Annotated in this window: 17 protein-coding genes and 1 pseudogene; 14 read left to right on the top strand and 4 right to left on the bottom strand. The window is 61.2% G+C overall.

Annotated features, from left to right (window positions below; translation table 11 throughout):
• Positions 1-154 precede the first annotated feature (154 nt).
• Together LDH66_RS00975 and LDH66_RS00970 are read left to right on the top strand one after the other, a co-directional pair.
• The gene (locus LDH66_RS00975; protein WP_226479217.1) at positions 155-958 is read left to right on the top strand and encodes an inositol monophosphatase family protein; all 804 of its coding nucleotides are present in this window, start codon (positions 155-157) and stop codon (positions 956-958) included.
• An 86-nt stretch (positions 959-1,044) separates the two neighbouring features.
• On the top strand, positions 1,045-2,172 hold the full coding sequence (locus LDH66_RS00970) for a DUF63 family protein (RefSeq protein WP_226479216.1): 1,128 nt from the start codon (positions 1,045-1,047) through the stop codon (positions 2,170-2,172).
• A gap of 33 nt (positions 2,173-2,205) precedes the next feature.
• Here LDH66_RS00970 and LDH66_RS00965 read toward each other — a convergent pair whose 3' ends face one another.
• Together LDH66_RS00965 and LDH66_RS00960 are read right to left on the bottom strand one after the other, a co-directional pair.
• Positions 2,206-2,367, bottom strand: a complete 162-nt coding sequence (locus tag LDH66_RS00965) for a hypothetical protein (RefSeq protein WP_226479215.1) — start codon at positions 2,365-2,367, stop codon at positions 2,206-2,208.
• 97 nt (positions 2,368-2,464) lie between these two features.
• Complete coding sequence (locus LDH66_RS00960; RefSeq protein ID WP_226479214.1) at positions 2,465-3,049, bottom strand: universal stress protein; 585 nt, start codon at positions 3,047-3,049, stop codon at positions 2,465-2,467.
• A gap of 237 nt (positions 3,050-3,286) precedes the next feature.
• Between LDH66_RS00960 and LDH66_RS00955 the strand changes: the two genes are divergently transcribed.
• The 9 genes and pseudogenes from LDH66_RS00955 to LDH66_RS00915 all read left to right on the top strand — a co-directional run bounded on the left by LDH66_RS00955 (position 3,287) and on the right by LDH66_RS00915 (position 10,142).
• Complete coding sequence (locus LDH66_RS00955) at positions 3,287-3,940, top strand: helix-turn-helix domain-containing protein (RefSeq protein ID WP_226479213.1); 654 nt, start codon at positions 3,287-3,289, stop codon at positions 3,938-3,940.
• A gap of 70 nt (positions 3,941-4,010) precedes the next feature.
• A complete protein-coding gene (locus LDH66_RS00950) occupies positions 4,011-4,901 on the top strand; it encodes an NOP5/NOP56 family protein (protein ID WP_226479212.1) in 891 nt (296 codons plus the stop codon).
• Positions 4,894-5,529: a fibrillarin-like rRNA/tRNA 2'-O-methyltransferase gene (locus LDH66_RS00945; RefSeq protein WP_226479211.1), complete on the top strand. Its 636-nt coding sequence runs from the start codon at positions 4,894-4,896 to the stop codon at positions 5,527-5,529. Before LDH66_RS00950 ends, LDH66_RS00945 begins: the two co-directional genes overlap by 8 nt.
• Before the next feature lie 651 nt (positions 5,530-6,180).
• Positions 6,181-6,306 carry a PAS domain S-box protein gene (locus tag LDH66_RS00940; protein WP_264182107.1) on the top strand — a complete coding sequence of 42 codons (126 nt, stop codon included), beginning with the start codon at positions 6,181-6,183 and terminating at the stop codon, positions 6,304-6,306.
• Positions 6,272-6,421: pseudogene (locus tag LDH66_RS00935) on the top strand (ATP-binding protein); the annotation flags it as partial. The gene LDH66_RS00940 and the pseudogene LDH66_RS00935, both read left to right, overlap by 35 nt.
• Positions 6,422-6,544: 123 nt before the next feature.
• Positions 6,545-7,198, top strand: a complete 654-nt coding sequence (locus tag LDH66_RS00930; protein ID WP_226479210.1) for a helix-turn-helix domain-containing protein — start codon at positions 6,545-6,547, stop codon at positions 7,196-7,198.
• Between the two features lie 55 nt (positions 7,199-7,253).
• Positions 7,254-7,430 carry a hypothetical protein gene (locus tag LDH66_RS00925; protein WP_226479209.1) on the top strand — a complete coding sequence of 59 codons (177 nt, stop codon included), beginning with the start codon at positions 7,254-7,256 and terminating at the stop codon, positions 7,428-7,430.
• Complete coding sequence (locus LDH66_RS00920; RefSeq protein ID WP_226479208.1) at positions 7,427-8,800, top strand: FAD-dependent oxidoreductase; 1,374 nt, start codon at positions 7,427-7,429, stop codon at positions 8,798-8,800. The genes LDH66_RS00925 and LDH66_RS00920 overlap by 4 nt, the downstream gene beginning before the upstream one ends.
• Before the next feature lie 157 nt (positions 8,801-8,957).
• The gene (locus LDH66_RS00915) at positions 8,958-10,142 is read left to right on the top strand and encodes a trans-sulfuration enzyme family protein (RefSeq protein WP_226479207.1); all 1,185 of its coding nucleotides are present in this window, start codon (positions 8,958-8,960) and stop codon (positions 10,140-10,142) included.
• A gap of 113 nt (positions 10,143-10,255) precedes the next feature.
• On the opposite strand, the gene LDH66_RS00910 is transcribed toward LDH66_RS00915, so the two are convergent.
• A complete protein-coding gene (locus LDH66_RS00910) occupies positions 10,256-10,747 on the bottom strand; it encodes an MOSC domain-containing protein (protein WP_226479206.1) in 492 nt (163 codons plus the stop codon).
• A 337-nt stretch (positions 10,748-11,084) separates the two neighbouring features.
• On the opposite strand from LDH66_RS00910, the gene LDH66_RS22830 reads away from it, so the two are divergent.
• Positions 11,085-11,213, top strand: coding sequence for a hypothetical protein (locus LDH66_RS22830; protein ID WP_264182106.1), 129 nt, complete (start codon positions 11,085-11,087; stop codon positions 11,211-11,213).
• Entirely contained in the window at positions 11,210-11,350 is a 141-nt protein-coding gene (locus tag LDH66_RS00905) for a hypothetical protein (protein ID WP_226479205.1), read from the top strand. The genes LDH66_RS22830 and LDH66_RS00905 overlap by 4 nt, the downstream gene beginning before the upstream one ends.
• A 49-nt stretch (positions 11,351-11,399) precedes the next feature.
• Here the strand turns inward: LDH66_RS00905 and LDH66_RS00900 are convergent, their stop codons facing one another.
• Positions 11,400-12,032: a DUF7282 domain-containing protein gene (locus LDH66_RS00900; RefSeq protein WP_226479204.1), complete on the bottom strand. Its 633-nt coding sequence runs from the start codon at positions 12,030-12,032 to the stop codon at positions 11,400-11,402.
• Between the two features lie 419 nt (positions 12,033-12,451).
• On the opposite strand from LDH66_RS00900, the gene LDH66_RS00895 reads away from it, so the two are divergent.
• The gene (locus tag LDH66_RS00895; RefSeq protein ID WP_226479203.1) at positions 12,452-13,174 is read left to right on the top strand and encodes a hypothetical protein; all 723 of its coding nucleotides are present in this window, start codon (positions 12,452-12,454) and stop codon (positions 13,172-13,174) included.
• Positions 13,175-13,250 lie beyond the last annotated feature (76 nt).

Here is a 13,250-nt window from a genome sequence, read left to right as displayed (position 1 = left end):
AGTATATTATGGCAAAATTGAATTTGTTTTCACACGAACGTCCGGATACTAACATATCTCTCGAATCGAATCCGATATCGTTCGATATCTATCCGAAGACCGACCGACGCGAACGAGACGATCTCTTTTCAGTCCCCGCCGCCGAAGGCGAGGTATGAACGACGAGACAGCAGATCGCGATCGAGCCGCCCTCGCGGCGCTCGCAGCCGCCGAGGGCGCTGCCGTCGCCGCGGACTCGTTTCGAACCGACCTCACAGTCGAAGAGAAAGACGGGAAGACCGACGTCGTGACGCAGGTCGATCGAGACGCACAGGAGACCGTCATCGAGACCATCCGGACGGAGTTCCCGGACGATCCGATCGTCGGCGAAGAGGAGGACGCCCTAAAGGAGGTCCCGGCGACGGGACCGGCCTGGATCGTCGACCCCATCGACGGCACGAACAACTACGTCAACGAATCCCGTGCCTTCGGTACCGCCGTCGCGGCCGTCGTGGACGGCGAGCCGGTCGGCGCTGCAACGGATTGTCCCGCCCTTTCGGACACGTACCGCGTCGGCCCGGACGGCGCGTATCGCAACGACGAGCCGCTCTCCGTCAGCGACCGAACCGACCCCGAGGCCGCCACCGTCTGTCCGACCTTCTGGTGGGACTTCGACCAGCGCGACCAGTACGCCGCGGCCACCCGCGCGGTCGTCGAGCGATTCGGCGACATGCGGCGGTACGGCTGCGCCCAGCTCGAGCTCGCGATGGTCGCCGCCGGCGCGCTCGAGGGGACGATGACGAACCTACGGGCGAACCCGTGGGACACCGTCGCCGGCGTGCAGCTGGTCCGCGCGGCCGGCGGGGTCGTCACCGACCTCGAGGGAGATCGGTGGCGACACGACAGTACCGGCTTGGTGGCCTCGAACGGCGGGATTCACGACGAGTTACTCGCTGCCGCCCGCGAGATCGACGGCTGAGAGACTGCGATTCGCGGTCAGTCAACGGGATAGTCCCGCGCGTTGAAACCGGAAACGGTAAGCGGCCACCACTATCGGATTCGGGTATGGACGACTTCATCGACCGGTTCGGGGCCGAGCGTGTCTGGGCCGCGACCGTCGCGACGCTCGCCGCCGCAGTGGTCCTCGGTGCGGTCCTGTTCCCCCAGCGGGTGTACGTCGAGTTCATCTGGCAGTACTTCTGGGGGCCAGTCGTCGCGGACGCCCACAGTTGGACCTGTGTCGCCTGGGCCGGCGGCGAGGAGATACCCTGCAGCGAGGCCGGCTCCGGTGCTGGACCGACCGCCGAGCCCGGCTACACGTTCGTCTCCTACGCCGGCTATATCCCGACGCTAGTCCTGTTGCTGGTCGGGATCATCTTTCTCATTCGCCGCCTCGAGATCGAACGCTATCGCGCGGGCTTTTTCGCTCTGTTCCCGTTCATGCTCTTCGGCGGCGCACTGCGGGTCGTCGAGGACGTCAACGCGACGGCCTTCGAAACGACCGGCGAGATGGCCATCCAGCTACCGTGGTCCGGGTTCATCATCAGCCCGCTGATCTACTTTACCGTCTTCTTCATCGCCCTCTTTGCAGTGGTATTCTCTATCTGGCTCGATCGCAACGACTACGTCTCGGGTTACGAGTACCCGCTGGCTGGCATCGGGACGGCCGCGCTGACGATCACGATCGCATATCTGGCGTACGTCGCCGCGACGGAACCCTACGCGGATTTCCACCCGCTTATTCCGCTCGTGATCCTCGTCGGTGCAACGCTCACGACGGCGATCACGTGGGTCGCACTCGAGCGCTTCGCCCCCGAACTGAACCGCGGTACCGAGTCGATGGGGATCGTCGTCATCTGGGCCCATGCGGTCGACGGGGTCGCGAACGTCATCGGACTCGACTGGGCGACGAACCTCGGACTGCCGGCCAACCTCGTCCCGAAACACCCGATCAATCGGGCGATCGCGAACACAACGGCGGACGTACTACCGGCCAATATCGTCGCCGTTACCGGTTCGGCCTGGCCGTTCCTGCTCGTGAAAGTCGCCGCCGCCGTCTTCGTCATCTGGATCTTCGACGAGACGGTCTTCGAGGACAGCCCCCGCTACGCCATCCTGCTCATGATCACCGTCGTCGCCGTCGGCCTGGGTCCCGGAACTCGCGACATGCTGCGGGCGACCTTCGGCGTGTGACCGACCCAGTTCGGCATTCCAGGCGACGCTCGGTTACACGTCGTCGACGATCCGTCTGTTGCGCTCGTCGCACGAACAGCCGTTGTGCGAACTGATCGGATACACCCGACCGTCGGGACGGATCCACACGGAGTAGACCCTCCGACAGCGTCCGCAGATCGCGACGCCTTTCTGCCGTTCCTCGGTCACTTCCATCGGTCCACCTCGCGGGTCGCCGATTCGACACGCGTCGACTCGATCTCCGTCCGTTCTCGACGGTGGATTCCCTCACTGCAGGTCACAGTCGGCACGGTCAGTCACCCCACTCGGATCCGGATCGGATCACGGTGACCGGTACCGGCGAGCGACGGACGACGCTCTCGGCGACGCTACCCCGGAGGACCCGAGCGAGGCCGGACCGGCAGTGACTTCCGATGACGACGTGATCGACGGATTCGCGCTCCAGGTACTCGAGAATCCCCTGGGTCGGCGGTCCGACCCGTCCCGCCGTTCGGAGGCGTTCGTCGCGGCTCTCGGCGATTTCGATCGCGCGCTCGAGTTCCGTCGGAACGCCCTCGAGGAGGTCGCGCTCGGTACCCGCGTACGGGCCGGTCGACAGGTCCGGAATGTAGGCGATCGTCGAATCCTCGACGATCAGTAACGCGGTGACATCGACGTCCGGAAACAGCTCGAAGGCGTACTCGAGCGCGCTGCAAGCGGGTTCGGAGGCGTCGAACGGGACTAGGACTCGCGACGGACCGTTCGCCGATCGGTCTCGCTCCCGTTGCGTGCTCCAGTCTCGGTCGACGTTTCGGATCCGTTCTCCGAGTTGTTCTCTCGGAACGCGTTCGGCAGTACCCATCGCGTCTGCCGTCGTTGGTTCGGTTGGCGTCGTCATGGGTCTCCTCTCCGGAGAACGTATATCGGGCACGGCCACAAGGGTTGCCTTCAGTGTCGATTCGAACGTCGCTACCCGCCGGCTGCGGTGTCGAACTTCGAAGAGCCACGGACGAGCGGGGCGCACTTCGAGATCGAACGGCGACGATCGCGCCCGGAGCGTTTTGGTGTTCGGCCTCGAAAGGCGATACCGTCACAATACCATGATCAGTGTGATGTGCCGGCAGGAGACGAACCGATGACCGTCATCGCCGATATCACCGTTCCGGCGGACGCGTTCCCGCTCGGCCGCGTCTTGGACAACGTTCCGGAGCTCGAAATCGAACTCGAGCGAATCGTCCCGCTTCAGGAGGCTATTATCCCGCTGTTCTGGATCTCCGGCGACGATCCGTCCGAGATCGAGACGATGTTGCGCGAGCATTCCGAGACGGAGACGGTCGAGCAGCTCACGTCCGCCGAGGACCGGACGCTGTTCGAGGTCCACTGGGGGCCGGACATCAACGGCCTCATCCAGGCGCTCATCGACGCGCGTGCGAAAGTTCTCGAGGCCACCGGAACCGCCGACACCTGGGACTTCCGGTTGCGCTTTTCGTCTCACGAGGAGTTGTCGGCGTTCAACGTGGCGCTGACCGAGAACGACATTCCCGTGACGCTGCGTCACATCTATAATCCCACGCTTCCGGATGAAGAACCGACGCTTTCGGCCGAACAGCGCGACGCGTTGCTGACGGCGTATCGAGAGGGGTATTTCGAGGTCCCGCGACGGGCGACGCTCACCGAACTCGCCGACACCGTCGAGATCAGCGACAGCGCGCTGTCCCAGCGCATCCGACGGGCGACGGACGCGCTCGTCGAGCAAGCGCTACTGACGGATGACCGCCCGAAGGAATAGCTGCGCTGTCTCGAGACCGGGAAGACCGCTTCGGGAACGCATATACAAGCCGGGGGACAAACGCCAGACAATGAGCGACGGGACCGACCCCGCGAAATCGGGCTGGTTTGCGGACGTGGAATCGGGCGACACCGACGGAGCCGCCGAGTCGATCCGAACGGGACGGGCCGCCGAGCCGGACGACTGGCCCGCCCGCGCGGTCGAGTCGGGGTTCGCCGACGACGAGGACGCGTACTACGACGCCCTCCGCGAGGCGACGACCGCGGCGACTCGAGCGGCGGTGACCGAACGCGAGCGGGCCGACGACCGACAACTGGTCCACGCGATCCGGGCGATGGACGACTGTAATCGGACGGCCAACGAACTCGCCGAGCGGCTCGCGGAGTGGGCCGGGACCGTCGATCCCGAGGCGGGGACCGGCGTGGCGTACGCCAGAGCGATCGCACGCGGAGAGACCGACGACGGACTCGAGGAGCCCGCGATCCGGTCGCTCGCGGAACGGGTCGCCGACCTCGCCGACGAGGCCGACGACCTGCGAGAGTTCGTCGAACGCCAGACCCCGACCGTCGCGCCGAACCTCTCGACGCTGGCCGAGCCCGTCCTCGCGGCCCGGCTGATCGCGCTGGCCGGCGGCCTGGAGGACCTCGCGAAGAAACCCAGTGGGACGGTGCAGGTGCTGGGCGCGGAAGACGCGCTGTTCGCCCACCTGCGGGGACACGCGCCGTCGCCCAAACACGGGATCATCTACACGCACGACGCGGTGCGGGGGACCCACCCCGAGAACCGGGGCTCCGCGGCGCGTGCGGTGGCGGGCAAACTCGCTATCGCCGCCCGCGTCGATCACTACTCGGGGGAGGTAAAGCCCGAACTCGAGGCGGAACTGGCCGAGCGGATCGAGACGATTCAGGCCCGGACGACGGACGACGACACCGCGACCGACGGAGGTGCCGCCGATGAGTGAGGCCCTTCCCGCAGGTGTCGAGCGCCGCGAATTCGACGGGACCGAGCGACTCGCGACTCGAGGCGAGCCCGTCTACGGCGAGCCGACGGACGGCGAATGGCGCGCCTGGAACCCGAACCGATCCAAGCTCGGCGCGATGCTCGAGCTGGGGATGAACACCGGGCTCGCGGGCGGTGAAACCGTGCTCTATCTGGGTGCCGCGAGCGGGACGACGGTGAGCCACGTCGCGGATTTCGCTGGCCCGACCTATGCCGTCGAGTTCGCCGCGCGGCCGGTCCGAGACCTGCTCGAGGCCGCCGAGAGCCGCGAGCGGCTCTTTCCGCTGCTGAAAGACGCCCGGAAGCCAGAGAGCTACGCCCACGTCGTGGAGTCGGACGTGGACGTGATCGTCCAAGACGTGGCGACCCGCGGGCAGGCCCGCGTAGCGCTCGAGAACCGGCAGTTCCTGGCCGACGACGGGCGGCTATTACTGGCTGTGAAGGCGCGGAGTGAGGACGTGACTCGAGAACCGACTGCCGTGTTCGAGGACGTTCGAGAGGAACTGGAGGAGGGGTACGAGATTGTGGAGACGCGACGGCTCGAGAGCTATCATGCGGACCATCTCGGGATCATCGCGCGGCCGCTTTGATCGAGATTCACCACAATTCGGTCTGGGTGCACTGGGCCGATCGGATGTAGTAATTGCAATAATTATCGGCGCGATCGCACGCAATCTGTGGTGCCCCTAAGGGGGCAAGGCAATTGCGCGGCGCGCGCTCTGCGCGCCGCGCTAGCGAAAAGTCAGGTCGGCCGATTCAAGACGGTACAACGGTGCTGCTCCACCAGTAGGAGAGGATGGGTCCTCGATAATGAGTGTTGTCGAATCCACTTAGGAGGGAGTGGTTAGGCTATGGCCGAGCGGTAAGTACCGCATGCGAATGGAACGGAATGTGGGTCTTTGCGAACACCAACCATTTGTAGATTCTCCCTCATGCTAGACGCTATGGCTGGGTCAACACCGGATGTAACTCGGGAGGATGTCTGGGAACTTTTTACACAGGTGGACCACCCATGCACGCCAGTTACTGCCGACGAAGTTGCTACTACGCTGGACTGTCCTCGTCCTACCGCACGGAACGTTTTAACGAAACTTGCAGAGCGCGATAAATTGCGGTCGAAACAGATCGACAGTGCGACACGGGTCTGATGGCGTACAGATGGGAGCACGGCAGTCGGTCGACAGCCCGATCGAGAAGAGTTCACCGCCTTCGTCGATGCGGTCGAAGACTACGCCATCTTCATGCTTGATTCCGACGGCACCGTCATTAGCTGGAACGAGGGGGCCGAACGAATCAAGGGTTACGAAGAATCAGAAATCGTCGGCGAACACTTCTGGCACGGGAATCGGGCTTGCCTTCTGTCGTAGGATCGTTGAGCGTCATGGCGGGGAGATCGGGGTTGAGTCCAGCCCCGGTGAGGGAACAACGTTCTCATTTACAGTCCCACTCGCGGAAGAGACCGGAAATAACCGTAATAAATGAAGCTAAAGCCCGACGACCCATTCGAACATAACGGTCGCGGATGCTTGTGTCGCATGAATCGAACATCTCGTATCACGCAGGCACTTTTATAACTGAAGAGGCTTGCTCTTCTCTCGAATACCAATGACTCTCGATGTCAAGTTCGAGCTGTTCTCAGAGGAAATCCCGCTAACAACGGTTGCCGCTACTGCTTCAGACTCAGTTCTTCGAGTTGAGGATATTCTGGCCTCCGAGCACAGCCGGCTGGTAGTCATTTTCTGGGCAGAAAGCGAGACATTCGATACACTGGAAACGGCGCTTGACGAAGCGATGGTGGCGACGTACAGTATTCTCGGAACGAGAGGGAATCGACGTCTCTATCGCGTGGAGTTATCTGACCAATCGCCAACCAGCTACACTGAGTTCGTTCAATTGGAGATCGTCCCAATCAATACGACGATCACGCCGACGGGGTTCCGATCCCATGCCCGATTTGCCGACCGTGAGACACTCGCCGAATTCCACGGCGCATGTGAAAAGTACGATATTGAGTTGCAGTTGGACCAGATATTCGAAGCCCCACCCGAGGCCGACGACAGATATGGACTCACGCAAAAGCAGCGCGAAACGTTGCTTGCTGCCCATGAAGCAGGCTATTTCGAAATTCCTCGAACTGGCTCCTTAGAGGAGATCGGAGCTGAACTCGGCGTATCCGCACCATCAGTTTCTGAACGCCTTCGCCGGGCGCAGGACAGACTCATTCGGCATACTATCGTCATTGACGAACGGTACTTATAAACACCACAATGAGTTAGGCCAAACACACGTTCACCGTCGGTCCTCACTCATAACTGTGAAGGAGATCATGGACGCATCGGTGCCGATCGATATTGAAGTAGAGAAGTTCAAAGCCTATCATTATGCCGTCGAGGAACATGAAGAGTTCCATAACACCGCCCTCGACGCAGACCGTGAAAGCATCGTTAGACGTGACGATAAGGATACCCAAAACGGAGAGCTCAATCTATGACCCTCGCAACTGTAGATCGGTACGACCCAGAGCAGGTTTCGTCCATCGGCGACCGAGCGGTAGTGGTCGGTGGGAGTATGGCCGGCCTTTGTGCGGCCCGAGTGCTCGCCGATGGATTCGAAGAAGTGGTGGTCATCGAGCGTGATTCGCTGTCCGACGAACCGATTACACGCGACGGAGCGCCCCAAACGAGTCATCCACACCTCATGCAAGAGGCAGGGCGAGCCACTTTAGAGGACTTCTTTCCCGGCTTCGGCGAAAAACTACTCTCGGAAGGCGGCCTGTTGATCGATGGCAGCACCGAAATGAAGTCGTATGAGAAGGGAGGGTTCGCCGCCACTCCGGAGAGCCGACTCCCGATGTACGGTTCGAGCCGGGCCCTCCTCGAATGGGTGGTGCGCTGGCACATAACTCGAATTGAGAACGTTTCCTTGCGAGATGGATGCCAGTTCGTCAATTATCTCCTCGATGATAGCGAAACGACAGTAACTGGCGTGACGTTCCGTGATGAGCACGACGCGGAGACGACGCTCACCGCTGATCTCGTTGTCGATGCCACCGGCCGGACGAGCCGTACGCCACAGTGGCTGAATGATCACGGCTACGAAGCGCCGCCCGTCGACGAGGTAGAGGTTGACCTGACTTACAGTTCAATTCAGATCGAGCGACCACCGGATGACCGTCGGGGGTTCGCTGCCTTTCCCCGCGCACCTCGCACGAGGGGAAGTGCAATCAATCCCATTGAGGGGAACCGCTGGGACGTGATTATGATCGGCGTCCACGGTGACGTCGCCCCGACAGACGAAGAGGAGTTCGTCGAGTTCGCTGAGAGCCTTCCTATGGACGAATTGGGTGAGTTAGTGAAATCCCAATCGTGGGTCTCCGATGAAATTCACCATTATCCGTACCCGACGAGTCGCTGGCGACACTACGAGCAACTCGACGAATTCCCGAGTGGCTTAGTCGTTACCGGTGATGCACTCGCTAGCTTCAATCCGGTCTACGGACAAGGGATGTCGGTTGCAGCACTCGATGCTCTGGTTCTCCATCATTGCCTCGCCGATGGCGGAGGTAAGAACCTCGGCCCCCGATTCTTCGAGCGGACGGCCGAGGTCATCAACACCGTCTGGAGATTGGGGGTCGGGTCCGATTTTGCTTATCCGCAGACGACCGGCCCAAAGCCCCCCGGCACCGATCTGTTCGGCTGGTACATGGGGCGTCTCACCCGCCAGGCTCACTCCGACAAAGTATTGAGTGAGGCCTTCAACCGTGTGCTCCGGTTAGAGCAGCCGCCCACAGCGCTGTTGCGGCCCAACATCATATGGCGAGTATTCTTCCCGTCGCCTCAGTCGTCATTGATCAGCACCTGAGTCCAGCACGTCAACAAGAATCTTCAACATTCACTAAGTGGGATCTGGGTTTCTGACCACTCTCGCCGGGAACTTCACACCTATTCTTCGCAACTGAGAACATTCCTATGAACACCCCTCTAAATTGGGTTCGAGTGGATCTCATGGTGAGTCTCTGATGACACGACACAATAGCCAGTCCGACAGGAATCGATTCGCAACCATCGCAGTCGGCGCAGCTGAAACCGAAACGCATCCTCACAGAAATGGAACGAACGACGTCGTCCCGCCGATCCACCTTTCGACTACGTTCGAGTGGGCCAGCGGGGAGGATGCCAATGAACACGACTATTCGCGCGAGAGCAATCCGACACGGGCAGCCCTCGAAGCGCAGTTAGCCCGCCTCGAAGGCGGTGAGCATGGATTGGCGTTCGCCTCCGGGATGGCCGCCACATCGACGACGATGCTATCGCTGGTCCCCCCGGGAGGCCACGTCGTCTCCTCGGACACCACCTATAGCGGAACCGAAAAACTGCTCACCGAACACATGGCCGGACATCTTGGCGTTGACATTGACTTTGTTGACGCCCGTGACCCCGACAACGTCGCCGATGCAGTCAACGCGGACACTGACTTGATCTGGGCAGAAACACCGTCAAACCCCTTGATTAGGTTGTGTGATATCCAAACGATAGCCGACATCGCCGATGACCATGATGCTCTGTTCGGCGTGGACAGTACCTTTGCGAGTCCGTACTACCAATCCCCACTCGAACTGGGTGCTGATGTGGTCGTTCACAGCACCACCAAGTATCTCAACGGACACTCCGACTCGATCGGCGGTGCCGTTATCACCGACGACAGTGGGGTTTTCGAGCAATTAGCGTTCGCGCAGCGGGTTGGGCTTGGGAATATGCTTTCGCCGTTCGACTGCTATCTCGTTGCCCGAGGCATCAAGACGCTGCCCGCGCGGATGGAACATCACGAGAAGAACGCGATGGCGGTTGCCCGGTTCCTCGAGAGCCACGATCGGGTCGCTCGTGTCCACTATCCGGGTCTTGAGAGCCACCCGCAACACGAGCTTGCGAGTGAGCAGATGTCGGGGTACAGCGGGATGCTGTCCTTCGAGTTTGACGGCACACTCATTGAACTTGAGGCGTTCATCGAGGGGCTTGAGGTATTCACGCCGGGAGCTAGTCTCGGTGGGATCGAGAGCCTTGTTGAGGTCCCGTCACTAATGATCCCCGACGAGTTCAGTCGTAGTGAGGAGTCAGCGGAGATTCCCGAGACGTTGGTCCGGGTATCCGTTGGCCTCGAAGACGCCGATGACCTCTGCGAGGACCTCCGGAAGGCGCTACCGTAGACGCACGTTCCCCTTTCCTCTCGACCGTCTCGATCCGCAAGCGGGTCGATTGTCCACCAGATCTAGCAGCCGCAAGCGGGAGTACTAACTATTTCTAAACGTGCGAGTGCAGATTATTCGAGCGGTTCGATGACATCTCCGGGGCGAATCATCCCATCTTCGAGAATGTCCGCTCGGAGCCCACCTCGGTGAGTGAGTGCCTGCAATACGCCGTCCTGAGTGATGCGCTGAAGATGATTACACGGTTCACACAGCCGATCCCCTCGACAGATGGCGTCACCGACGCGGAATCGTTGCCCAACGAGATGATTGAGTGCGACATCACGGGTTTCGATGTTTCGTCGGTGTTCTCCCGGTGCGAGTTCGATTCCCGCTTCACGTTCGATTGCTGTGACAGCCTCTTGCTCAATCAACGTGAGATCGTACCCATCGTGGCGTTCCTCATCTGGCACCCACTCGACGAAGGTTCCCGTCTCTATCTCGCTAAAGTAGCGATCACCTCGGAGTCCCTTTCCAGCAACTGCTTCAACACCGGTCTGTTCTTCCATCTCCGCTTCGGCTTCAGGTGCGATAAAAATCCGTTCGACAGTGCCGCTCCCGGTCATGTGTGCCATGCGCGTTTAGCACAGTATAAACACTCGGTTGTGAGGATTGCTGACAAGGTAACTCAGCGGTATGTCCGCACGTGTAGTTATCAGGGCGTTCGGCTAATCACTCTGTGAATAGAAGGTGGTGAAGTGCCACTCTGGCTCAACTGCCTGGGGTCGTACACCGACAGAATCTGATCCTCGAATATGCACACGAGATGTGAACTCCCGTGTGCATATCTCGGCTATCCACTATTTGAAACGGATCTCTTCTCGAGCGAGCAGACACGGGTCTCCAGTGTAGGGTCAAAATCACCCACTCAATGAGTCGAGACAATTAGAATCTCGGGGCCGTGTGTACGAGACCACCGACGCCGGCTGGGCTCTCCTACGGGCGCGCATCGAATACCTCGCCGATGCCTGCGGACTCATCATTGTCGACCGCACCGACGGCACACCGACTCGAGAAATCAACGACGGATGACGAGGGGCCGAAGTACGGAGCCCCCGCGGTGTCCCGACTGCGGAACGGTGATCCCCGAATGCGATCCGCTGATCGGCTGGTGGCTCTGTGACGACTGCGCGCTCGCGGTCGCCGACGATGGCGAGCGGATCACCTGAGACGATCACTCGAGACGCACGAACTGGTAGAAAAAGCGGACAGCGGTCGCTACGGCTCCGACTCGTTGTCCTCCATATCGTCATCCATCGTCTCGTTCGCGGCCGTCTCGTTCATCTCGTCCTCGAGCGTGATCAGCGCGTCGTCGATCACTGGCTCGCCGTCAGTGATATACGGGTCGTCGGCCTCGGGGAAGTCGTACGTCTGATTGTCGTTGGTGTCCTGATGGGCCATCGCGATCAGGACTTGGCTCTCCTCGAGGGACTTGTTGAGTTCGACGGTCACGTTTTCGTGGTCGCCGGACTCTAAGTGGGTGGAGTTACCCAGAACTTCACCGGCCTCGTACTCCTCGGACATGTTGGTGACGGTCTCGTTCTCGTCCGCCGTCGCGTTGTCTCCGTTCTCGTCGTCGGTGGCGTTATCCGTCATGTTGTCCCCGTCGACGGGTACGGCCGCGTGGATGACGGCGAAGCCGCCCTCGGGTAGCGTCGTGTTATTGACTACGACCGCCGTCCCGTTCGACGTCTGGTTCTCGAACGTCACTGTCGCCGTTTCGTTCTCCGTCTCGTTGTCTTGGGCCGTTCCGGCGTCGGTCGCGGCGAACGCGATGCTCGCCCCCGAGAGGAGGACGAGCGCCGCGATGACTGCGACGCCGACGGTTCTTGTACGTGGCATCATACCCATCGATGGTCCCGTCACAGTTCGACAAAAATCGGGAGTTTCGTTCGAGCGTTTCGAGACTAGAAACATCCGAATTCGCCGTAACGGACGCACGGGGTAAGAGAGCTATTCCGACCACCATCAGTAGCGTAATATCGTTCTTCTGAGGGAGCGTCTCGAGGGAGTCACCGAGCCCAGTAGCGTTCGAGACGGTACCGGCGTGTGAGGTGTCCACCAGTGGAACTCTCGAGAGCGTCGATCGACCCCGTGACAGCCGAGAGAGCGCGGCGTCAGGACGTCCCGGAGTCGGGACTCGTACGACGGGGACGGCGGTCGAGCACACTGTCCCGTCCGGAAACGAGGAATCGCGGCGGCTCCGTAGCTCAAGTGCGTCTTTCACCCACTAGAAGAACTTTACAAAATCCCGCTGTAGGGAAGAAGGGATGAGAATCGATCGACGACGGTTCCTCGCCGGCACCGCTCTCACAACGATCGCATCGGCCGGCTGTCTCCAGGCCGATGACGAGAGCGAGAGCGGAAATGGGAACGGGAACGGCAACGGCGATTCGGAACCGACGACCGCGATTCCCGAAGACCCTCGCGTGGACGAGCCGCCGTACGAGATCAAGGAGCAACCCAACGACCGCGACGAGTGGAACCAACTGTCTCTCTGTGAGAACATGTCGGCGGACTCCGACCTCGAGTTCCAGATGGTGTCGGCTCCGCGGGCCGATCTCTTGCTATCGAACGTCGACGCCGAGACCGACGCGTACGCCGTTCGCGCCCTCACGAGCGCGGCGGAGGTCCGCGAGGTCTTCGAACTCGGTGGCGACGACGGCGGCGACGGCAGCGGCGAGGAACCCGAAGAACCTATCGACGCGATCGACTTCGCGGAGAATGTCCTGCTCGTCGTCGAGTCCGGCTACGGCTCGGGATCGGTCACCCACCACTGGAAGCGCGCGGAGGCGACCGACCGCGGCGTCCGTCTCCACGGGTGTCACACGACGCCGTACGAACGGACGGACGATCTCACCGCGCGACACTCGGTCGTCCGTGTCGAACGCCCGGAGAACTTCGAACTCGCGCGCGTGAGTCTCACCGTCGACGCGGAGCGACGCGTCCACTTCAACTCCACGGAGGACGTGGTCGCCGTCGATCCGACGTAACAGCACCTTCGGATCGGTCGCGGAGAGCAAGTCGTGGCGAACCGGACGCTGCGTCGCCGCTCGATAGATCGCGTCG

The sequence above is a fragment of the Natrinema amylolyticum genome (assembly GCF_020515625.1).
Taxonomy (GTDB): domain Archaea; phylum Halobacteriota; class Halobacteria; order Halobacteriales; family Natrialbaceae; genus Natrinema; species Natrinema amylolyticum.
The sequence above is the reverse complement of the archived record's forward strand: the minus strand, read 5'-3'. Positions and strand labels throughout refer to the sequence as shown.

What these genes read in the sequence shown, in the direction of transcription:
- LDH66_RS00975 (WP_226479217.1), top strand. Translation starts at nt 155, where the DNA reads ATGAACGACGAGACAGCAGATCGCGATCGAGCCGCCCTCGCGGCGCTC.
- LDH66_RS00970 (WP_226479216.1), top strand. Translation starts at nt 1,045, where the DNA reads ATGGACGACTTCATCGACCGGTTCGGGGCCGAGCGTGTCTGGGCCGCG.
- LDH66_RS00965 (WP_226479215.1), bottom strand. Translation starts at nt 2,367, where the DNA reads ATGGAAGTGACCGAGGAACGGCAGAAAGGCGTCGCGATCTGCGGACGC.
- LDH66_RS00960 (WP_226479214.1), bottom strand. Translation starts at nt 3,049, where the DNA reads ATGACGACGCCAACCGAACCAACGACGGCAGACGCGATGGGTACTGCC.
- LDH66_RS00955 (WP_226479213.1), top strand. Translation starts at nt 3,287, where the DNA reads ATGACCGTCATCGCCGATATCACCGTTCCGGCGGACGCGTTCCCGCTC.
- LDH66_RS00950 (WP_226479212.1), top strand. Translation starts at nt 4,011, where the DNA reads ATGAGCGACGGGACCGACCCCGCGAAATCGGGCTGGTTTGCGGACGTG.
- LDH66_RS00945 (WP_226479211.1), top strand. Translation starts at nt 4,894, where the DNA reads ATGAGTGAGGCCCTTCCCGCAGGTGTCGAGCGCCGCGAATTCGACGGG.
- LDH66_RS00940 (WP_264182107.1), top strand. Translation starts at nt 6,181, where the DNA reads ATGCTTGATTCCGACGGCACCGTCATTAGCTGGAACGAGGGGGCCGAA.
- LDH66_RS00930 (WP_226479210.1), top strand. Translation starts at nt 6,545, where the DNA reads ATGACTCTCGATGTCAAGTTCGAGCTGTTCTCAGAGGAAATCCCGCTA.
- LDH66_RS00920 (WP_226479208.1), top strand. Translation starts at nt 7,427, where the DNA reads ATGACCCTCGCAACTGTAGATCGGTACGACCCAGAGCAGGTTTCGTCC.
- LDH66_RS00915 (WP_226479207.1), top strand. Translation starts at nt 8,958, where the DNA reads ATGACACGACACAATAGCCAGTCCGACAGGAATCGATTCGCAACCATC.
- LDH66_RS00910 (WP_226479206.1), bottom strand. Translation starts at nt 10,747, where the DNA reads ATGACCGGGAGCGGCACTGTCGAACGGATTTTTATCGCACCTGAAGCC.
- LDH66_RS00905 (WP_226479205.1), top strand. Translation starts at nt 11,210, where the DNA reads ATGACGAGGGGCCGAAGTACGGAGCCCCCGCGGTGTCCCGACTGCGGA.
- LDH66_RS00900 (WP_226479204.1), bottom strand. Translation starts at nt 12,032, where the DNA reads ATGGGTATGATGCCACGTACAAGAACCGTCGGCGTCGCAGTCATCGCG.
- LDH66_RS00895 (WP_226479203.1), top strand. Translation starts at nt 12,452, where the DNA reads ATGAGAATCGATCGACGACGGTTCCTCGCCGGCACCGCTCTCACAACG.